Annotated in this window: 17 protein-coding genes; 8 read left to right on the top strand and 9 right to left on the bottom strand. The window is 34.0% G+C overall.

Going from position 1 to position 21,198, the window contains the following annotated elements; all coding sequences use genetic code 11:
• Positions 1–22: 22 nt before the first annotated feature.
• A complete protein-coding gene (gene cbiD, locus TERY_RS04260; protein ID WP_011610696.1) occupies positions 23–1,180 on the bottom strand; it encodes a cobalt-precorrin-5B (C(1))-methyltransferase CbiD in 1,158 nt (385 codons plus the stop codon).
• A 995-nt stretch (positions 1,181–2,175) separates the two neighbouring features.
• On the opposite strand from cbiD, the gene TERY_RS26130 reads away from it, so the two are divergent.
• On the top strand, positions 2,176–7,329 hold the full coding sequence (locus TERY_RS26130) for an NHLP family bacteriocin export ABC transporter peptidase/permease/ATPase subunit (protein WP_011610695.1): 5,154 nt from the start codon (positions 2,176–2,178) through the stop codon (positions 7,327–7,329).
• 1,432 nt (positions 7,330–8,761) lie between these two features.
• On the opposite strand, the gene TERY_RS04250 is transcribed toward TERY_RS26130, so the two are convergent.
• A complete protein-coding gene (locus TERY_RS04250; protein WP_011610694.1) occupies positions 8,762–9,514 on the bottom strand; it encodes a transposase in 753 nt (250 codons plus the stop codon).
• Between the two features lie 88 nt (positions 9,515–9,602).
• On the opposite strand from TERY_RS04250, the gene TERY_RS04245 reads away from it, so the two are divergent.
• Complete coding sequence (locus TERY_RS04245) at positions 9,603–9,818, top strand: hypothetical protein (RefSeq protein WP_044136397.1); 216 nt, start codon at positions 9,603–9,605, stop codon at positions 9,816–9,818.
• On the opposite strand, the gene TERY_RS04240 is transcribed toward TERY_RS04245, so the two are convergent.
• Positions 9,788–10,675, bottom strand: a complete 888-nt coding sequence (locus TERY_RS04240) for a GNAT family N-acetyltransferase (protein ID WP_011610693.1) — start codon at positions 10,673–10,675, stop codon at positions 9,788–9,790. The genes TERY_RS04245 and TERY_RS04240 overlap by 31 nt on opposite strands.
• 181 nt (positions 10,676–10,856) lie before the next feature.
• Here TERY_RS04240 and TERY_RS04235 point away from each other — a divergent pair, with 181 nt between their 5' ends.
• The 6 genes from TERY_RS04235 (at position 10,857) to TERY_RS04210 (ending at position 12,771) form a co-directional block, all read left to right on the top strand.
• Positions 10,857–11,090, top strand: a complete 234-nt coding sequence (locus TERY_RS04235) for a hypothetical protein (protein ID WP_011610692.1) — start codon at positions 10,857–10,859, stop codon at positions 11,088–11,090.
• A gap of 45 nt (positions 11,091–11,135) precedes the next feature.
• Positions 11,136–11,450 (top strand): type II toxin-antitoxin system VapC family toxin, encoded by a 315-nt coding sequence (locus TERY_RS04230; RefSeq protein WP_155994302.1) that lies wholly within the window; start codon positions 11,136–11,138, stop codon positions 11,448–11,450.
• Between the two features lie 53 nt (positions 11,451–11,503).
• Positions 11,504–11,815 (top strand): nucleotidyltransferase domain-containing protein, encoded by a 312-nt coding sequence (locus TERY_RS04225; RefSeq protein ID WP_011610690.1) that lies wholly within the window; start codon positions 11,504–11,506, stop codon positions 11,813–11,815.
• 57 nt (positions 11,816–11,872) lie between these two features.
• On the top strand, positions 11,873–12,025 hold the full coding sequence (locus TERY_RS34430) for a DUF4160 domain-containing protein (protein WP_011610689.1): 153 nt from the start codon (positions 11,873–11,875) through the stop codon (positions 12,023–12,025).
• Between the two features lie 88 nt (positions 12,026–12,113).
• Complete coding sequence (locus TERY_RS04215; RefSeq protein ID WP_011610688.1) at positions 12,114–12,356, top strand: DUF2442 domain-containing protein; 243 nt, start codon at positions 12,114–12,116, stop codon at positions 12,354–12,356.
• A 106-nt stretch (positions 12,357–12,462) separates the two neighbouring features.
• Positions 12,463–12,771, top strand: a complete 309-nt coding sequence (locus tag TERY_RS04210; RefSeq protein WP_011610687.1) for a hypothetical protein — start codon at positions 12,463–12,465, stop codon at positions 12,769–12,771.
• A gap of 498 nt (positions 12,772–13,269) precedes the next feature.
• Here the strand turns inward: TERY_RS04210 and TERY_RS04205 are convergent, their stop codons facing one another.
• The 6 genes from TERY_RS04205 to TERY_RS04185 all read right to left on the bottom strand — a co-directional run bounded on the left by TERY_RS04205 (position 13,270) and on the right by TERY_RS04185 (position 20,866).
• Entirely contained in the window at positions 13,270–15,270 is a 2,001-nt protein-coding gene (locus TERY_RS04205; protein ID WP_011610686.1) for an NHLP bacteriocin system secretion protein, read from the bottom strand.
• Between the two features lie 136 nt (positions 15,271–15,406).
• Complete coding sequence (locus TERY_RS04200; RefSeq protein WP_011610685.1) at positions 15,407–16,999, bottom strand: Hsp70 family protein; 1,593 nt, start codon at positions 16,997–16,999, stop codon at positions 15,407–15,409.
• A gap of 1,688 nt (positions 17,000–18,687) precedes the next feature.
• Entirely contained in the window at positions 18,688–19,035 is a 348-nt protein-coding gene (gene sodX, locus TERY_RS04195) for a nickel-type superoxide dismutase maturation protease (protein ID WP_011610684.1), read from the bottom strand.
• A gap of 30 nt (positions 19,036–19,065) precedes the next feature.
• On the bottom strand, positions 19,066–19,524 hold the full coding sequence (gene sodN, locus TERY_RS04190) for a superoxide dismutase, Ni (RefSeq protein WP_044137173.1): 459 nt from the start codon (positions 19,522–19,524) through the stop codon (positions 19,066–19,068).
• A gap of 107 nt (positions 19,525–19,631) precedes the next feature.
• Complete coding sequence (locus tag TERY_RS36170) at positions 19,632–19,763, bottom strand: hypothetical protein (RefSeq protein ID WP_370496597.1); 132 nt, start codon at positions 19,761–19,763, stop codon at positions 19,632–19,634.
• 245 nt (positions 19,764–20,008) lie between these two features.
• On the bottom strand, positions 20,009–20,866 hold the full coding sequence (locus TERY_RS04185; protein ID WP_011610682.1) for an EI24 domain-containing protein: 858 nt from the start codon (positions 20,864–20,866) through the stop codon (positions 20,009–20,011).
• Positions 20,867–21,198 lie beyond the last annotated feature (332 nt).

Raw genomic sequence — 21,198 nt, 5'->3', positions numbered from 1 at the left:
GACTATTTAAAATTTCTACTCTTTATTTTTTATGATCTTCAAAGGAAAAAATTTGGGAAAAAACTTGATCCGCAACTTTAGTTTTGAGGAAAATTTGCCGATCGCGGTCAAATAACATCGAACCTACTTGGACTTGCTTTTGGCTATGATTAAAAATATAAGCTTGACAACGTTGGTCAATTTTTGAAGCGATCGCTCCATAAACCTTACCTACCAAATCATTTTTCTGATTTGTATCTATACTCCGCAGCAGCTTCAAAGCACTCTCAGCTGTAGGACAAGCAAAAATTTTTTGTACTACAGAAGTAGGTACACCTATATTTGCACAGTGAGCTGTTAAAATTTCTAATCGTCCATCAGCTAAATGGTGATGAGTATGAAAAATTCCACCAGCCAACTTAATTAATTTACCATGATAGCCTAACAATAGAATATACTCCACTCCAGCAATAGCAGCAGCAACTAACATTGGGCCCAACCAGTTAGCTGTTTTGACGGTCTGCTGTGGAGAGATACCCATTTTCCTGGCTATATCTAGACCATTTTCCCCTACACAAAACACCAAACTCTGAAACTGCGCCGCCTTTTGTTGTAGTTCCTCTTGGTAAACTTCAAGTTGTCCAGGCACACTTAAAGGTTGAGAAACCCCAGTAGTCCCTAACAAAGAAAGACCTTCAACTATACCAAAAGCAGAATTAGAAGTCCGAGCCGCTAATTGACGACCCTCTGGTAGGATAATAGTGACTATAACTTGTTCATTTTGCTTGAGCAAGGGTTGAAGATTTTCTTGGAGCAGTCGTTGGGCATAATTATATATAGCTGCTTCTCTACTATTAATATCATATCCTATTCCTTCTCCACCTATAATCACAATTTTTTCTGAAGTGTCAGTTTGGCAAACTTTTACCAATTCTACCATAGCCCAAATAGGAGTATTATGAGTTAGGTCAAGATTATTACCGGGATCGGAACGAGTAACGGCTAAAGCAGTATTATTTTTCAGTAAAGCTACCTGTTGGATAGGAATATCAACAATTTCTCTTGGTTCTAGTAAGTTAATTGATACAGTAGATGAAGAGGAAACATTTTGACGTAGCCAACCTAGAGCAGCTACGGCAGCAGCACAAGCAAATACAGGTAAAGTATATCCAGCAATAGGTTCAGCAATAGGTTCAGTCATCAGTTATTAGTTATTAGTTATTAGTTATTTATTAATTAGGTCAGTGTTGAAATTTGTCGTCTGTCAAAATGTTAATTAATCTCTTAGAGGATATTGAAGTCAGTAGATAAATCTTAATATAGCTAAGTTTTTTCATACCTACTAAACTTGAAACTTATGTTTAAATTTAAGTGTTTTTACTGCTAAATTTTTGAAAAAAAAAGGAATATGAGAAAATTCTATACAAATATTTCACAAGCAAAATATTTAATTTAATATAATTTAGTTTATATATAATTTAATTAAATTTTATCAGACGATATTGACATAAAACTAGACATGTTAGTTATTTAATTATAGTGTAAAATTCTTCTTTTGTTTATCTGTACTTAAAATTAAAATTATACATCAAGTGTTTTTACTTTTTTTTACTGCTAAATTTTTGAAAAAAAAAGGAATATGAGAAAATTTCATACAAATATCTCACAATTTTATTTTAATTAATTTTAATTTTATAATTTTAATAGTTAGTTAGTTTATATATAATTTAATTAAATTTTATCAGAGGATATTGACATAAAACTAGACATGTTAGTTATTTAATTATAGTGTAAAATTCTTCTTTTGTTTATCTGTCTTAAAATTAAAATTATACATCAAGTGTTTTTACTTTTTTTTACTGCTAAATTTTTGAAAAAAAAGGAATATGAGAAAATTTCATACAAATATCTCACAAGCAAAATATAATTTTATAATTTTAATAGTTAGTTAGTTTATATATAATTTAATTAAATTTTATCAGAGGATATTGACATAAAACTAGACATGTTAGTTATTTAATTATAGTGTAAAATTCTTCTTTTGTTTATCTGTCTTAAAATTAAAATTATACATCATAAGCGTACTTTTATATCATAGTCGTATTTTGACAATATATTTTGCTGAAGTTGAAAGGGAAGGCTGATATTTTATTAGCTATATCTCTATCACAAATAAAAAAAATTAAGGAAAAAAAAATGAGAGTAAAAACAAAACCTTTTTTACAAAGAGAAGCTACTGAATGTGGCGCCGCATCCTTGGGTATTATTCTGAAATATTATGGGCGTCAAGTTCCTTTAATGGAGTTGCGCAGTAAATGCGGTGTGAGTCGAGATGGTACTAATGCCGGACAAATTGTCAGAACGGCAAGGGAATATGGTTTGACAGCTAAGGGTGGAAAAAGTAACGTTGAATTTTTAGAAGAAATTGATTTACCTGTGATTATTTTTTGGAAATTTAATCATTTTTTGGTAGTGGAAGGTTTTGATAAAAAGTTTGCTTATCTGAATGATCCGGCATTGGGTAGGCGCAAGGTTAGTAAGGAAGAATTTGCTCAATCTTACAGTGGTATTGTTTTGCAGATGGAACCGGGGGAAGAGTTTGTTAAAGGAGGAAAAAAAAGAAATTTTATTGCTTATTTAGCAGTTCGTTTACAAAACTCGAAAAATGCTCTGGTTTTTACTTTTATTACTGGTTTTTTTCTCAGTTTAATTCGTTTAATTATTCCGGCTTTTAGTTTGGTTTTTGTTGACCAAGTTTTAGTGGAGGGTTTGCAAGGTTGGCTCCGTCCTTTACTTGTAGGAATGGCGGTAACTACGATTCTACAATTTACTATTGCTAGGATGCAATATATTTTCTTGCGGAAGTTAATTATTAAACTTTCAATTACTATGAATAGTAAGTTTATGTGGCATCTGTTACGATTACCTATGAATTTTTATGCCCAAAGATTTACTGGAGATATTAGTTCTCGGGCTGCTTTAAATGACACAACTGTACAATTATTGAGTCAGGTTGCAAATACTTTTATTGATACGATAATGTTGGTATTTTATGCTGTTTTAATGAGTTTTTATAATGGAGTTTTAGCTGGAATTACTATAGTTTTTGGTTTGATTAATGTGGCAGCATTATATTGGCTTCGACAATTTCGGATTGAGGCAACTTTGAATTTGAGCGAAAAAAAAGGTAAATTGTCTGGTTATCTTTTGGGTAGTTTAGGAGCAATTGAAAGTCTCAAGGCGGGGGGTTTAGAATCTTATATGTTTTCCCGGATTTTGGGGATATATTCTCAGGTGATGAATGAGGAACAAAAATTAAATATTCAAACTCAAATTTTAACTCTTTTACCAACATTTTTAAGTACTCTTTCTTCTGCAATAATTTTGGTTTTGGGAGGTTTAACGGTTATGGCAGGAGACATGAGTATTGGGATGTTAGTGGCATTTCAAACTGTAGCTTCTGGTTTTTTGAATCCTCTGGGCAAATTAATCAATTTTGCCAGTAGTTTACAAGAGTTGGAGGCAAGTTTGGAACGTCTTGATGATGTTTTGGATAATCCTCTTGATGAAGATATTGAAATTACTGAAGCAGTAGAAAATGATGTAGAAAATTCTGTTGTTGAAGCCGGAAATAATTTGGAACAACTGACATTTTATGATAAAAAAAATGCTCCGAACGGGTTATTAATTCCATATTCTCCATTAAAAGGTAAAGTTGAACTTAGAGATATTACTTTTGGTTATAATCCTTTAAAGCCTCCATTAATTGTCAATTTTAATTTGTTGATTAATCCTGGTTCAAGAGTTGCTTTGGTGGGAAAAAGTGGTTCTGGAAAATCTACTATTGCTAATTTAGTTTGCGGTTTATATCAACCATTATTAGGAGAAGTTTTATTTGATGATATTCCCCGTCAAGAAATTCCTCGTTCTGTTTTAACAAAGTCGGTGGCTATGGTGGCACAAGATATATCTTTATTTGAAGGTACAATTCGAGAAAATTTAACTTTATGGAATCCAACTATTAGTAATTCGGCTTTGACTCAGGCTTGTAAGGATGCAAATATTCACGAATTTATTATCAGTTTATCTGGTGGTTATGATGCTAATTTGTTGGAAGGTGGGGTGAATTTATCGGGTGGTCAAAGACAACGTTTGGAAATTGCTAGAGCTTTAGTAAATAATCCTCGGATTTTAATTTTAGATGAAGCAACGAGTAGTTTGGATGCGGAAACTGAAAGAGTTATTGATCAGAATTTACGTCGTCGGGGTTGTGCTTGTATTGTGGTTGCCCACCGTTTAAGTACAATTCGAGATTGTGATGAAATTATTGTTTTAAGAGAAGGAAAGGTATTAGAAAGAGGTACTCATCAACAACTTTGGCATCAGGGTGTTTATTATCGTCAATTATTGGAGATGGAAGAAGGGAGTCAAGATTTTAGGCAGGATATTTTGCCTGAACTAAGGTATCAAGAGTTGGGAATAAATAGAGAAATAAAAGGGGAAAATATTGTTGAAAAGTCTCTGGTTTCTACTCGGTTATTGGCTAATTTAGACAGTAAAACAAAATATTATTTTTTGGAGGGTAATCAACCTCTAATTTTTGAATTCCCCCAAATTATCTGGTTCGTAAAATCTGGAGCTGTGGAAATATTTTATTCTCTGGAATTAGATGGAGAATTAATCGGAAATCGTCATTATTTATTTACGGTTAAACAGGGAGAGTTAATTTTTAATTCCGATGCTCAGACTCAAGGCAAATTATTGGGAATTGCTTTGGAAAAAGCTGAATTAATTCAGATTAATCTTGCTAATACAGATTTAAATGAAGATTTCCAGAGTTTGTCTGGTTCTCTAGTAGAAAAATGGTTAAACTACCTTTGGGAAAGTCAAAATTCAAAAGCCAAAATTCAAAATTTGGAATTGATAGATGAATCTGTTGACTCAATACCAAAAGATTTTTCTTTGCCATCTTTTGGAAAATCTGAGCTTCCTAATTTTTCGGAAATTGTTTCAATTAATAATAATTTTTGCAATTATCTCCACCAAGTTATTTTGGCTGAGGAACAAACAGAAATTTTCAATTCTCAACGACTCAAAACCTATAATCAACGCAGTCAAGCAGAAACTATGCAAAATTTTGTTTCTGTTTTATATAATCGAAAAACAACTAACTCTTTGGTCTCTGATTTTAATGACTTATTATTAGCCGCAGTAGGAGCAATAGGTCGTGCTAGTCAGATAGAAATTAAACCACCACTTACACAAAGAAAAAATTTCCAAAATACTATCCCAGAAAAACAATCTCCTGCTGATTATCAAATATATTTACAAGAAATTGCTAGAGCTTCACGTTGTCGAATTCGGGAAGTAAAACTCAGAGATAAATGGTGGCAAAAAAATTCTGGTGCTTTGTTGGGTTGGCTGAAATTAGAAAATTTACCCGTGGCTTTATTACCTAAGAATAATCAATATTTTCTCTACAACCCAAAGACTCAAACTTCTATTCCTATAAATCAAAATGTAGCTGCTACTTTATCATCAACAGCATTTACTTTTTATCGCCCTTTTCCCATCCAAGTTAAAAAGGTTTGGGATATATTTTTATTTGCCATCAAAGGTTATGAATGGGATGCAATAAAAGTAATGATTTTAGGCACAATAATCAGTCTGATGGGTATGGTTACTCCTCAGGCAAGTGCCATTCTTATTAATAATGCTATTCCTGATAGTGACAAATTATTATTATGGCAAATAGCACTGGGTTTACTTGCTGTTACTGTAGGAAAATCTTTGTTTAGTTTGCTCCAAGGCATAATGTCTATTAAGGTTTCTCAGGGAATGCAAATTAATTTACAATCTGGAATTTATGACCGTCTTTTTCGGCTCAACCCAACTTTTTTCCGGGAATTTAGTTTGGGAGATTTATTAACTCGTATTGCTGCGATAAGTCAGATTAGTGGTTTGGTTAATAGTGCTGTAATTACGACTATTTTTACTGGGTTATTTTCTCTGTTAAATTTGGGTTTAATGTTTGTCTATAGCAAAAAATTAGCTTTAATAGTTTTAATTGTTGGTGTAATTTCTTTCCTCATTACTTTGATTTCTGGAATAATTTTAATTCGTTTTGAACGGGAACAAGAAAAGTTGAGCGGGAAAATTCAAGGTTTAACTGTAGAGCTCATCAATGGGATTCAAAAATTACGAGTTGCGGCTGCAGAAGTTAGAGCTTTTGCAGTTTGGGGTAAAAAGTTTCAACCTCAAATTCAACTTAATAATCGGATTTTTCAGATAAACGATATTATTTCTGTCATTAATGAAGTGGTTTCTCTGGTGACTTCTATTGTGATTTATTGGTTTGCTATTCAGATTATTATTTCTGCGGCTCAGACCGGAACTCCTGGTTTAAATATTGGTACATTTATTGCTTTTAATTCTGCCATGGGTGTGTTTCTTGGTGGAGTAACTTCTTTGAGTGATACTATTACTGATGTTATTGGTATTGTGCCTTTGTGGGAAAGAGCTAAAAGTATTTTAGATTCTCCTATTGAATATAATCCTAATTTGGCTCACCCCGGAAAATTACAAGGTCATATTTCTATTGATAATCTGACTTTTAGTTATCATCAAAAGTCTAAATTAATAGTTGGCAAAACTGAAGAAAATCTCCCACAATTTAATGGGGTGACTGTACTCCATAATATTAGTTTGGAAGTTAAACCAGGAGAATTTGTTGCTATTGTGGGCCCCTCTGGCAGTGGCAAGTCTACTTTGTTTCGTTTGTTGTTGGGGTTTGAGCAACCACAAACCGGAAGTATTTTTTATGATGGTAAAAATTTGGCTGAATTAGACTTGGAGGCAGTTAGACAACAATTAGGGGTGGTGCTGCAAAATGGTCAGGTGATCACGGGTAGTATTTATCAAAATATTAGTAGTGGTGAGTTGGTAAGTCCACAGGTAGCATGGGAGGCCGCTCAGAAGGTGGGTTTTGCTGATGATATAGAGAAAATGCCTATGGGGATGCATACAATAGTGAGTGAGGGAGGTGGTAATATTTCCGTGGGGCAACGACAACGGTTGTTAATTGCTCGGGCGTTGATATTGCAGCCGAAAATTATTTTGTTGGATGAGGCGACTAGTGCTTTGGATAATAAAACTCAGGCGATCGTTACTGAGAGTTTGGAGCGGTTGAATGTGACCAGGGTTGTTATTGCTCATCGTTTGAGTACTATTAGGAACGCGGATGTTATTTATGTGATGTCTCAGGGGCGGGTTGTGCAGAAGGGAAGGTTTGATGAGTTGATGGCACAGGAGGGGTTGTTTAGGCGGTTGGTAAATCGTCAGTTGGCATAGTTGATGGCACTGATGTATAAGAGAAACAATTAAAAAAAATAAAGCAGTAAATAATTGAAAGAAAAGAATAGGAACTCACAAATTGGAGGAAATTTGTGGTGGCTATGGCGCTCCGGCCGGCTGCACCCAAATGGAACGCTGGTCGGGTGGTTACTGGAATAGTTACTACGCAAGTTTTTTGGCGCAAGGTGGTTGGCGTTAAAACGAGCCAGTTGTCGAAATAAAAACGACAGGAAGGGAAAGCAAAAAAATCCTTTCCTCCCCACTTTGAGGGTCTATTTGCTTAGACAATTTGACCATACACATCAAGGTTTCTCTTTTTTTCTATATTCAACGAAGATTTATAATTAAGATTTTACGCGAACGCGGTGGGAGAGAAGACATAACACAATGCAACCCAACCACCGAACGCGGACGAAATCCAGACAAAATCGAAAACAAACATACTCTCGACTCGGAACGGCTACACTAGGGGAGGAAATAGCCGCGCAGCGAAATACAAAATAACGAAAGAATACAGATTAGATTAATAAAACTTATGAATACAGATTAGATTAACTAACTGTAATATGAATACTATTAATTAATAAAACTTTAAAACGCCACAAAAAAAACAAAAGAAATGCTATGCTATTAGCAGAACGCTAAACCAAAAACAAAAAAAACAAAGGAGTTGACCATGAACGCCATGAACGCAATGACCAAAAAACCAAAAACCGAAACCTCGCAACCGGGCGACGCCGCCCACTACGAGGAACTTGAGGAACTTAATAATTAGAGAGCGTAACTTGAGAACAACTCCAGTTGAAAGGAATGAAGAAAAAATAAAAAGAGAAGGAACCAAAACTAGGGTTATTGGTAGAACCCTAAGGGTTATTGTATACATAACATTAAACATAAGCCCTTTTTCACATTCTTTATTTGTTACCTGGCACCCCCGCCTAGGAACGCCGAGGAACGCCGATGTTATTTATGTGATGTCTCTCTAGGGGGGAGTTGTGCAGAAGGGAAGGTTTGATGAGTTGATGGCACAGGAGGGGTTGTTTAGGCAGTTGGTAACTCGTCAGTTGGCATAGTTGTGCCACAGGATGTCTGTTCTGTTCTACTCGAGGAATTTAAACTAACAGGACTTACGCAGTACCGCTATATATGGTGCCAAAAAATATCATTTTCAAGATATTGCTACTATACATAGTGCCGTTGCGTAAGTCCTAAAATTTACACCGTTTCTCTTGTACGAATTAAACAATGCTAGTTTTTGGGAAAAGTTGTTGGGATTTGTGATGAACAAATTCATAAAAATATCAAAAAAACGGAGTCCAAGCAAGCAAAAGAACTATGAAAAGTTCTTTTGCTTGCTTAGGGGAAATAGTTTAAAAGAACTGAACTATGAACTAAAGCTAAAACCTAGGTATTACATTTTTTTTTTCTGCTAATTCGGTCTATTAGCTACAACAAATTGACTAACTACCTTTGCTAATTCTTCATTGTCTGGCATCACCGTCGGCGGAAAGTCAAAAGGAGTTGATAACTTTTTCTTCTTAGCAGAGCGAGAATTTCGGCCATCAAAAGACAGCACAATACCCCCTAAAAGTTTGCTGCCCCAGTGGCACTTTCTCGAATCTTTTTGTTTGGACTTATATTTCTTACAAAATTCCTTATATTTCTGGGCACATTGGTCCAGAGTATTGGCCAACTCTAAGAAAGCCGGATGCCATTGAGTCAGGCCATCATTAGTCAAACATTCGTAGCTACCATAGTTACTAAAATCATAGAAAAAGCCGCAACGCATTTTGGCCGCTTTAGGATTACCGTGGATGTAGCGTAAAGTATTCAATGCTCTTTCTCTATCTGAGGAAGGAAACCCATTGCAGTAATATCGTTTTTCCCAAAAATGCCCCGTACGTTTTAACATTCTGTTGAAACACATAGCTGTGTACCAGTTGAGGTAGTGCATAATTTTTGGTAAATCTTCTGGTTGCAACGGTTCAATCAAATAATGAACATGATTGGACATAATGCACAAAGCATAAAGCCGAAAATTGTATTTGGTGCTAACCTTTTTTATTGCATAAAGAAATACTTCCCGACATTCGCGCCTGGATAGTTTAAATTCACGGTTATTACAACGAGTCGTAATGTGATAAGAGTGTCCAATTTGAAAATTCCGAGGTTTTCTTGGCATAATTCATTTCAAGTCAAAAGTCAAAAGTAAGAGAGAAAAAAGAACAACTAGGAGCCGTCAAAGGAGCGGTCAATGTGGGACGAGACGAATGGTGGAGGCGATCGCTCTGAAGGCAGAAGAAAAGAGTGCTTCTACCAGAAACCGAGAGGAGTTTAATCAGTCCCAACACATTCGTTTTCCCCGACATTCGCGCCGTGGTGGATGTATCAAATTCGCGATCGTGCTTCAACAGGTGCCAAAAGAGTTAGAGAGAAAAAAGAAAAACTACGAATTTTACGTTAACTTACTACTAATAAAAGATTGACGAAAAGAAGCTAAATAAGGTTTTAATCTTCTTTCGGTAAACTTAGCCATTTTTTCATTATTAATCAAAAGAGCAAAACTACCTTGATTAATTTCAGGATGATTTAAATTTAATTTAATTGCTCGTGCAAGAAGAGCAATTCCTCTACCAATAGATTGCAGTTCTTCTTTAACAAAAAGTATAGTGTAACGAATAGTATTCTCTGAAATTCGATGAGTAATCATCCAACCTACTACTTGATGATTGTATCTTAAACCCAAACTATTGATTGGTTCAATAATATCCTCTTCAGTGAAAGGGGATAAAATATCTGGATACCAAAGTGATTTTTCAAGAATTGTTCTTTCCTTAGAAGTTAATTCTCCCCAGGGAAAGATTTCATAACCTAATGGTAATTTCTGATCTAGATTTAACCAAGCCATGTTTTTGATAGTTTCTCGCTCTCCCAGACCAATTAACATACGAGCTTTAGGCTTAGACCAGGCATTTTTCTGAAATATTTTTTCCAAAGCAATAATTGTTTGGTTGGGAATATAAATCAAATCAATTTGTTGGCAATTTTTCCCCCTGAACTCTGTTTCTAGGGCAACCAATAACTGATTACCAATGCCTTGTCTTCGATATTCTGGTATAACAAACAGAGACAAAACTTCCCCAATATTTTTTTTATAATCTATTTTTCCTATAGTCAATCCTAATATTTCTTGATTATCTTCTGCACTTATAGCAATGTATTTGGAATCTAGAAGATTATCTAGGATAGGACGATAAGGAGGATAAGTAAGTCTTTGATATTTTTCGAGATTCTCAGAGATAGAATTTTGATTTAATAGCCTGAACTTGAACATTTTTTTCATTTTTTTATACCTACTACAACTCTAGTCTAGAATCAATCATAACTGTATTAGTAGTGATTAGGGTACCAGTTGATAATCCTGTGAGGAATGTTGATAGAATAGATATACATATTAAGAATATGTCAATGCTTTTATATTTAATCAGCAAGCCCCAATTAGACTATTTATGGAGGTTAAATTAATGAGTCCTTTATTAACAAAAATATTACAAGAAATTGAACAGCTTACTATAGAAGAAAAGTTTCAAATCATTACCTATACTACAGAACAATTGAAGCGTCAGACAACTATTCCCAAAACCTCTAAACATAGTTTGTGTAATTTGCGAGGAATATTACCTAATATCTTAGAGGGAAAAGATGCTCAAGAATGGGTTAAGGAATTACGTCAAGAATGGCAACAACGAGAACAATAAATTGTTTAAATTCAAAGAAAATTGAGACAATTTTAGGACAGCTAAATCGGATTTTTTAGATTCTGCTCCGATTATTTAGCAATCCTAATAATCCATATAACCAGTCAAAAAAATCTCTCTGTACAACAACAATTTATTAACATTCTGACGAGTCAAGACAAAATTAATTTTGTGGATATTAATTCAGAGACTGCTCTTATTGCTGCTGATATTCGGGTTAGATATAATTTAAAATTACCTGATGCTTTACAAATTGCCACAGCAATTCAGTCTAATTGTGATGCTTTTTTAACTAATGATTTACAGTTCAAAAAAGTCCGTGAGTTATCTATTTTAGTAGTCAGTGAATTAACATTATGACTCTATTTCTTGCTGCCAATTTTTAACTGAAGTTTATCTAACTAGCAATAAACATGAAAACTTTACCTATTGATTTACAAAAAGCTGAAATTAATCAAATTTGTCAGCAGTATAATATTAGCAAATTATCCTTATTTGGTTCAGTGCTGCGGCATGACTTTACGACTGAAAGTGATATAGATATCTTAGTAGAATTTGAGCCAGGAAAAACTCCTGGTTTAGCAATTATTAGAATAGAAGATGAATTAAATTATTTATTAGGAAGAGTAGTAGATTTGAGGACTCCAAAAGATCTAAGTCGTTATTTTCGCCTTTTGCGGGTATTACAGGAAGCAATGGTAATTTATGAGCAAGTAATAATATAATTATTTTTGGGAATTTGCTTTTGAGAATCAAACCAATGCCTGAAGTTTCCAGATTTTATGGAATTATCAAAATTATTATTTTTTGCAGATCATCCTCCTCCTCATTTTCATGCAATTTATGGAAAATATAACCCTCTATTTAATCTAGAAACCTGGGAAATTATTGAAGGTGATTTAGCAAATAGAGCAACAAAAATAGTAATTGAATAGGCATCAATATATCAAACAGAATTATTGCAAAGAATACCCAAGAATTTAGAAAATTACCACCATAAAAATAAATTATCGAATAAAAATTATGCTTTATCCCAAAATCAAATCAGCTCAAGTAATAGATAACTACACCTTGTTAGTACATTTCTCCAATCATAAAACAAGAAAGTATAATATTCAAAAATTACTAAACAAACCAACGTTCTTTCCTCCAAAAAACTTTGCTTTCTGCAAAAATTTTCAAATAGATCCATCAGGGAGTGGAATTATTTGGAATGATGAAATTGATATAAGTGAACATGAAATATGGATTAATGGTACACATTGACATTCTCCCGACGCTGCTATACCCTAGAAAGGGATAGACTCCCTAGCATCGCTGTAATGCTAAAATCAAAATTAGAACAATTTGTTATTTTATTTGGAGAAAAAAAATGACTAAATATAACGAAATTGAGAAGGGGCTAAATAAAGTTAAAGATGAGCTCAAGAAAGTTGATTTTAAAAAAATTGATAATGAGCTGCATAAAGTTCAGAATGAGCTCAAGAAAGTTGATTTTAAAGCAATTAATAATGAGTGGAATAAAGCTAAGGGTAACTTCAACAAAGCTGACTTGAAAACAATTAATAATGAGTGGAATAAAGTTAAGAATAACTTCAACAAAGCTGATTTTAAAACAATGACTAAGAAAATATCAAGTGAGCTTCAAAAGGTAAGTAAGAAAATCAATAAAAAGCCATAAAAAGCAGAAGGGATAAACTTTAAAAGAGCCAATTTGGATTTAAACTCCCAAATTTTAAGTCAAATTTTAAGTCAAAAGTCTTTTAAAAGTCATTAATATTAAAATCAAAATTCAAAAGTTACAATTTTCAAGCTAGCCTTTAATAAGCAAAAATTTAACTTTAACTCAAAATTAACCAGCTTTTTTTTGCTAGTGACTAAAGATGAAGCTAGAATAGTATTAGAATTTTAATAAGTTATTCACACTCATCTAAAAGCTTGACTATTTTTTTCAAATTCTATCATTTAATATAGGCATATTATTTTTAATTTTACTTATGAAATTCAAAAAAATATGAACTTTTATAGCAGTAAATATTAGCGCTATAGCTTTTAACCTTTAAATAAGTAACTTTTGACTCAAAATTCCACTTTATAACCAAAAAAAAACTTACTTTAGAAAAATATTTGAATAGGTGAATAGGTGGGCAGGTAGCTTTTAAAAAACCTTTGACTTATATTAAGACTTAGACTTAAATAAATAAACCCCGCTCCACTCCCTTAATATTGGCAAAACAAAAGTAATAGGCGCTCTTTCCTCAACCCTTACCCGTGCTGTTATTGTCGTACCCGCAGTAAATTTTTTTTGTGGTCCCTTTGAAGAAGACCATTGATAATCACTGAAAGTATTATCATCCTTTCTTAGTTGAGCATAAGTTTCAATTTGCCCCCCACTTTCCCCAATAATATTTTCTACTATTTCTGGATTTCCTACTACAAAACTTGCCCCTTCCTTAGTCACAGGAAAACTAGAAATAGAAGTAATATTGCCAATAATTCCTCCAAATCTTTCTCGTTTAACAGTATCAGGAGTAATAGTAATTTTCATATCAGACTTAATCATTTTACCATCTTTAACAGGAAAATAACTAACTGCCATTAATCCTGATAACCTTCCTTGAACATTAATTTTACCCAGAACAGTACCAGGACTTACATATTGTCCGACAGTGCCTTTAATTTCCAAAATACACCCATCTACAGGACTAAGAATTTTACTATTATCTGCAACCTGTTTTTCTAACTGAGCAATTTCTCGATTAACTTCTTCTATTTGATTTTTCCGAGTATTTGCCGCCTCTAAATTTTCTTGTTCCAAACGTTTTTTCTGGGTTTCTAAATCCAGCAAATCAACCTTTAATTGAGCCATAATATTCTGACTTTCCAAAAACTTTTCCATAGCCTCAGTTTCTTGCAACTTAACTTCCTGTAACTGCACCTTTATCTCATTAATTTGATTGAGATTATCCAGAAATTGTTTAGAAGTTTCAGTTGTTTGTGAATCTAATCCCTGTAATTGACCCTCAATTTCTCTAATAGTATTAACATTATCTAAATATCTCTGATTAGTTTCAACTTCCTCCACTTCTAAATCCTTCAGTTTATCCTCAATTTCATTAATAGTACTGAAATTTTGTAAATATTTTTCTGCAGTTTCTGCTTCCTGTACCTCTACTTGTTTTAACTCAGTTTTAATTTGAGCAATAGACTGTAAATTTTGCCTAAACTCCTGTTCTGTTTGTAATAAATTATCTTGAGAAATAGCACCATCATCCAATAACTTCTGGCGCTTTGTTAGCCTCTGCTCAAAAACCGGAACTAACTCTTGGGCATCTTTCAAACGTTGCTTTAAACTTTCTCGTTGTTGTTGCAATGCCAACTCATTTTTATCCCGCAAAATAGGAGTTAAACTTTTAGCACTTTGTAACCTTTCCTGCAGAGTAATCTTTTGTTCAGCGATCGCCTGTAATTTTTTATCCCTCAATTCAGGAGTTAATTTTTTAGCATCCCCCAAACGTTTTTCTAAACTTACTCGTTGTTTATTAATTTCCTGTAATTTTTCCTCCTTTAATCTCGGAGTAACAGCCTGCATATCCTGTAAACGTTGCTCCAAAGTCTGACCCTTTTCCCGGAGAGCCTCTAAAGTATTACTTTGTAAAGTAGGCGTAAGACTTTGAGTATCTCGCAAACGTTGCCTTAAACCTTCAGCCTTAGTTGTCAGACCATCTACTTCTAACTGAGTCCGTTGACCTTCTAACCTTTGAGTATCTAATGCTTGAGTTTGAAAAAGAAATAGCTTTTGTCGTTGTAACTCTAACTGTTTTTTCAGTTGAGATGGATTAATAGTTGCCAGAACCTCATCTTTTTTTACACACTCTCCATCTCTAATCTTCAAAGAATCTAAATTACCTTCAATTGCTGATTGAAATGTAACCACTTGTCGAGGGCGAATTAACACCCCCTTTCCAGTTACTGTAATAGGTATTTTACCAAAAATACTCCATAAAATACCCACTAAAACTAGACCACCAAATATAGAAAAAGACAGCCAGTTTTTAACAGTAACTACTTGTATTAATTCGTCAAACTCTTCCGGAGAAGATATTTTTTCCCATGAATCTTGAGAAAAAATACGACCCTTTTTTTTTAGAGAATCAGTTTTTGGTAGTTCATTAGTCATTTTTTTTTCAATCAATTATCAACTTTATTATTATGTTAAATTATTATGTTAAATATAATACTAAAACAAAAGGATAATATTGAATAAAATCCCTCCAAAACCTCTTTTTCCAGCCACTAACTAACAGCCTCCTACCCTAACTCAACTGTACAACAGCCTGCTCATTTAACAAAATTTCATTCGTCAATAAATCCTCCACCGTTATTCTCAAAAACCTAGACTCATCCACCCAAAACAAAACCTTAATGCGATCCCTCCCCGGATTTCCCAAAGGACTTAATTGAGCAATACTACGACCTCCCTCTCTATCATTTAAAAGTTGTACAGCAGTTTGCTCCCCAGAAACTTTCCGAGTAATAAGGCGATCGCCATCAAAAAAAACCTCTGTACCAGCAGACTCAGCACCCAACTCTCCCAAAACCAACTCTATACTAGGTTGACTATTCATAGAAGCACCCAAAACCAGCTCTACAGGACTACTCATTGGATACGGTTGACCAGACTTAATCAACGGATGCCAACCATGAGCATTTTTCTTTCTATCCCAATACCGGATACCATAACCGTGATACAAAAAATCCTTAACCTCCACTCCTTGAACTAATTGCAACGCTCCCTGAGAAATTGCCTCAAAAGGTTTTTCACAACGAATTTTTCCAGCATCAAAATATTCCCTTACCCACCTCTGAACCGCCGGAATTTGCACCGTTCCTCCCACCAATAAAACAGCACCAATATCCGATAACTCTATTCCTTGTCTTTTTGCCTGCTGTAAAACCCGACTCATTGACTGATCAAGACTAGCAAAAAAACCATTTTCCCGGAGAATTTCCTCAAAAGCATCCCGCCCCAACCCCAGCTCATAACTTTCCAAACTTTCATCATCAAAAAAAACCTCCGTTCCCTCTTGCTGCAAAGACAATTGAATTTTTAACTTTTCTGCCAAACGAGTAACTAAAGAGCTCTTTTCTATCCCTTGACTCTTAACAAAATAATCCACCAACCAATTATCAATATCCGAACCCCCTAAATTCTCTCCAGCCTTTGCCAAAACCCTTGCAGTTCTTGCCTTTTGACTTGAATTGTTACCATAAGATTTTTTACCCCATTTCAGAATATAACCCAAAGGTTGTTTTGCCATCACATTATCCAACCTTACCAAAGATAAATCTAAAGTTCCCCCACCAAAATCAACCACCAACAAAATTTCCGCATCTGCCATCCCATAACCTAAAGCCGCAGCAGTAGGTTCATCAATCATTCTTACCTGTTCAACCTCTAGAGACTGACAAACTTCCCCCAACCAATTTCGATAAGCTTCAAAACTATCTACTGGAACAGTAAAAATTAAAGACTCTACTGGCAAAGGCACTTTCTGAAGACCTGCTACAACTTCTTCTAAAAACAATTTCCCTACCTGTTCAAAAGAAACAATTTGACCGTCAAGTTCCGGCAAAAATCCTTGAACATTTGCACCAATACCCCGTTTGAAATTACGAAAAAATCTAGATTCCGTATTAACATCGTAACCTTTATCTCTAACCTGTTGACCTACTACTACTTTTTTTTCAGCAACATTTTCCACATAGACTAAGCTAGGAATTAAAGGCGGATTTTCCACAGAAAGAATTGAGATATTTGGTAACTTGACAATTTCTGGTTGTTTAGTTGTTTGATTCCAACGAGAAATAACAGTATTACTTGTTCCGAAATCTATAGCTATAGTCATTAGTTCTTAATTGATGGAAATTGATATATTGCTTCCTTCTTTATATCTTTTAAATGCTTCACTTAAATAATGAAAATCATTTTGATAAATCCCAAAGGAATAGTTATTGAGTCTTACTTTATTGCGTCCTGTGGTGTTTTTACTGTCTCAATGCTCAAAAAAAAGAGCGAAAGCAAGAATGAACCACAAAACTAACTACTGGCTTTCCCGTAGCACTTTCCTTTTTAAGGAAGTGTGGGAATTTCTCCCAGAGGAGTTAACTTGGTTTTGACATAAACCTTTGAGGAAGATTATATACCAAGTCCCTACATCCTGATTTTTCAGCAAAGGTACTTGCCAAGAAAAACTAACTATAAACTAACCATAAAGTCAGCACAGCGATCGCTCTACTCAATACCAACAATTTAAATATGATTTTTTATTCAATCAAAAAATCACTAGTTACGATCGCTACAATTATGAATTAAGGCTCCTCAAATATCTACCAAAAGTGAGGCACGACTCCCCTAGATCATTAAATAAAATGCCTCAATCTCCTATGTAAGCCATTCCTCCCCCCCCACTAAACAACTAGTTGGCATTTTACGGAGCTCTAAAAAAACATTATTATTTTCACCAGCCATTCTCAAAAAAAATTTGATATACTATAGTTAGTGGTACAGTGGTACAAGCTCGCCCTTTTGTATGATTTTTTATTCAACTAGAAAAAAATCATAAGTCTTATATAACTAGTTCTCTGATGATCGCTTTGTGCCTGAAATAGCAAGACAACAGATAGCGATCGCTCTCATTTTACAAAGCTCTAAAAAAGCATTATTATTTCCACCAGCCATTCTCAAAAAAAATTTGATATACTATAGTTAGTGGTACAAACTCGCCCTTTTGTATGATTTTTTATTCAACTAAAAAAAAATCATAAGTCTTATATGACTAGTTCTCTGATGATCGCTTTGTGCCTGAAATAGCAAGACAACAGATAGCGATCGCTCTCATTTTACAAAGCTCTAAAAAAGCATTATTATTTCCACCAGCCATTCTCAAAAAAAATTTGATATACTATAGTTAGTGGTACAAACTCGCCCTTTTGTATGATTTTTTATTCAACTAGAAAAAATCATAAGTCTCGACGCTTTGAGCCTGAAATAGCAAGACAACAGATAGCGATCGCTCTCATTTTACAAAGCTCTAAAAAAGCATTATTATTTCCACCAGCCATTCTCAAAAAAAATTTGATATACTATAGTTAGTGGTACAAACTCGCCCTTTTGTATGATTTTTTATTCAACTAGAAAAAAATCATAAGTCTTATATGACTAGTTCTCTGATGATCGCTTTGTGCCTGAAATAGCAAGACAACAGATAGCGATCGCTATCATTTTACGGAGCTCTAAAAAGCATTATTATTTCCACCAGCCATTCTCAAAAAAAATTTGATATACTATAGTTAGTGGTACAAACTCGCCCTTTTGTATGATTTTTTATTCAACTAGAAAAAAATCATAAGTCTTATATAACTAGTTCTCTGATGATCGCTTTGTGCCTGAAATAGCAAGACAACAGATAGCAGCTACTATCATTTTGCGAAGCTCCAATTAAAAAAAAATTGATATACTGAAATTAGTAAGAGTTATTTAAATGCAAACATGATTTTTTATTCAACCAATATCCTTCAAACCTAATGTGTTAAACTATGTTGGAAACTTGCTCTTTACCTTACCAATTATTCGTTTTCGATTTACCAAACCAAAAGAACGACTATCGGTACTTTCTTCCTTATTTTCTCCGACCAAAAAACAGTCACCTTTTTCATCAACAAAAGCAACCCACTTAATTATTTTTAACTCTTGACGATGAGGGTGTTCAGCCACAACCATATCCCCTATTTCTGGAGCACAGTGGTGGTAGGCTTTTGTATCTACAAGAACCTCATCTCCAGGTTTAAGTATAGGAAACATAGAAAATCCTGTGACACAAAACCGTTGGCGCAACCTTAATAACCAAAGCAATAATTCTTTATTATCAATTGTTTGTATCAACCTTGTACCTACCACCTCAAACAAAAAAAATTAGCTAGCCTTGTACCAAGTCACATCCCGCTCCTTAGTAGCCCAGAACATATTGTGAATTTTCTCCACAGCAGCTAGTAACTCAGTAGCATGCTCCAAACTAACTTCTACCTTACAAGCAGAGCATAACTTAGCAGCCTTCCAAAAAGTATCGTGGAGGTCTGGATACTTTTCTAAATGTACAGGCTTAAAATAATCAGTCCAGAGAATAAGCAAATCTTCCTTAGTCTTCTGAGCTTGCTCTTCCTTAATTGCAATATAGCGAGAAAGGGTATTAGCAGTCTTATGATCTCCAGCTTTTGGGTCAAGATCTAGAATTTTCTTAGTCATAGATAATACAGCTTCAGCGTAAATGCGAGCAGAAGCAGGGTCATAAACACCGCAAGGACCATCACAGTGAGCACTCACCTCTGGTGCTGAGAACCACTTTCTAATCTGAGTTGCAATTGTGTTAAGCATAATTTTCAAAGATATCCCCATTTATATAGAAAAAATTACATTGTTGTTAAAATTTTGAGATCCTCAGCGACATAAAGGCGCGGAGATACATACTGAGCCTAAGCTCTTCAGTGGGTTGACGTTTTATTGAATGCTGCACCCATCCTTTTTGCCCCCATCGAAGGAGTGGATAAAGGTAAGTTATGCTTCCCTGTACGTCTGCTTAATGTCTCAGATTGCCCACCCACGACAATAGACAATAATATTATACTTTATGTTTTATGTTTTCCCACTTTGAGAGAGAGGTTTTTCAATAAATCTCATAAGAGGGTATTGTAAATGAAAAACTTGATATTCTTCCCAAAGTAAAGGTGCGGAGATTTCTACCGAGCCGAACCTCAATAGTAGGTTGACATTTTTCTTACCCATGCTCTCTCCTAAAGGCTGCTACTGTAATCAGCCATCAAAGCCCTAATATTTAATGTATAGTACCTAAAAACCCTCTTTAAGTTTGGTTATTTGGTAATAACTTTGGTAGTACGCGATCGCAACAAAATAAAGTCCCTGCCACTACACATATAGGAATAGCCAAAAAATTAACTATAGGAATAGTAATTAAAACTTGACAAATTAACCCAAAAGTGGCACTTGCTGGTAAGCTACGATATACAACTTTTAACTTCTCTCGAAATTTTAATTTTCTTCTCTCCAAAGGTCCATCAAAAAAGTCAAGACAAACAATAGAAGTTGTTAAAGCGATGCCGCCAATAGTTGCTATTAAAGAGCCTCCAGGAAAAAAATTGAGCAACAACATCGGCAAGCCTATTGCTAATAATAATGCCACTTTTTTGAGCTCAAAAAGTATAGCTCGGTAAATATCCCTAATAATAGATAGTAAACCAGAAGAAGCTTCAGGTAATGTACCAGTTCGAGTTTTTTCTAATTGTTCAGAAAGTTGACCATAAAAAGGAGAACCAAGAATAACTCCAAATTGTACTAACAAAAATCCAATAATTAGCAAAAATATTGTAAATAGAATGAGCTTAAAGAGCAAACCTAAAGCATTATCCAAATAACTCAAGAATTTTAACCAAGTTGGTAATTGATAAATCAGGCTATCAAACTGCAAAGATAAATTATTAAAGATAGTATTAATTAAACTTATTCCAGGTAATAGCAGACTAATATACAGAAAAATACCGACAACAATATTAATAAAAATCGGAGCAATTATGTAATTGATTAATCTAGGATTTTTTACAAATATTATTAAAGCACGAAAATGATAGGTTGAACCAGCTATTAATCCGGCAGGAGCTTTAAAGATAGATAGTATTGATTTGAAACTACCTTGTTTTATCATTGATTTTAAATTAGGTTTTTTTGACTTAGTTTAATTTTCAAGTTACACCCTAACACTATTAATTATTAAGCCTGGCTATGTAGTTTATTAGACTCACAAAATTTGTAATGTAATATTTTGGTAGTAGTTAGGAATCAGTTAGTTAAGTTGTCATATTTTTAGAAGTCAAGGCTCAATCCCCCTTCTCATCCTAATGTTTGTTGTCATTTCTCAACAAATTTTCAACTCTCCTGTTAAACTATCAAAAATACCTAGTCATACTTTTAATATTTTATCTCATCCTAAATTAGGATAAATTTTAGCCATATAAAAATTATATAAAAATTATATAA

It is taken from the genome of Trichodesmium erythraeum IMS101 (assembly GCF_000014265.1).
GTDB lineage: Bacteria > Cyanobacteriota > Cyanobacteriia > Cyanobacteriales > Microcoleaceae > Trichodesmium > Trichodesmium erythraeum.
Note: the sequence above shows the minus strand (reverse complement) of the source record. Positions and strands in the feature narration are given on the sequence as shown.

Coding starts and splice junctions, on each gene's coding strand:
- cbiD (WP_011610696.1), bottom strand. CDS start 1,180: ATGACTGAACCTATTGCTGAACCTATTGCTGGATATACTTTACCTGTA.
- TERY_RS26130 (WP_011610695.1), top strand. CDS start 2,176: ATGAGAGTAAAAACAAAACCTTTTTTACAAAGAGAAGCTACTGAATGT.
- TERY_RS04250 (WP_011610694.1), bottom strand. CDS start 9,514: ATGCCAAGAAAACCTCGGAATTTTCAAATTGGACACTCTTATCACATT.
- TERY_RS04245 (WP_044136397.1), top strand. CDS start 9,603: ATGGTGGAGGCGATCGCTCTGAAGGCAGAAGAAAAGAGTGCTTCTACC.
- TERY_RS04240 (WP_011610693.1), bottom strand. CDS start 10,675: ATGAAAAAAATGTTCAAGTTCAGGCTATTAAATCAAAATTCTATCTCT.
- TERY_RS04235 (WP_011610692.1), top strand. CDS start 10,857: ATGAGTCCTTTATTAACAAAAATATTACAAGAAATTGAACAGCTTACT.
- TERY_RS04225 (WP_011610690.1), top strand. CDS start 11,504: ATGAAAACTTTACCTATTGATTTACAAAAAGCTGAAATTAATCAAATT.
- TERY_RS34430 (WP_011610689.1), top strand. CDS start 11,873: ATGGAATTATCAAAATTATTATTTTTTGCAGATCATCCTCCTCCTCAT.
- TERY_RS04215 (WP_011610688.1), top strand. CDS start 12,114: ATGCTTTATCCCAAAATCAAATCAGCTCAAGTAATAGATAACTACACC.
- TERY_RS04210 (WP_011610687.1), top strand. CDS start 12,463: ATGACTAAATATAACGAAATTGAGAAGGGGCTAAATAAAGTTAAAGAT.
- TERY_RS04205 (WP_011610686.1), bottom strand. CDS start 15,270: ATGACTAATGAACTACCAAAAACTGATTCTCTAAAAAAAAAGGGTCGT.
- TERY_RS04200 (WP_011610685.1), bottom strand. CDS start 16,999: ATGACTATAGCTATAGATTTCGGAACAAGTAATACTGTTATTTCTCGT.
- sodN (WP_044137173.1), bottom strand. CDS start 19,524: ATGCTTAACACAATTGCAACTCAGATTAGAAAGTGGTTCTCAGCACCA.
- TERY_RS04185 (WP_011610682.1), bottom strand. CDS start 20,866: ATGATAAAACAAGGTAGTTTCAAATCAATACTATCTATCTTTAAAGCT.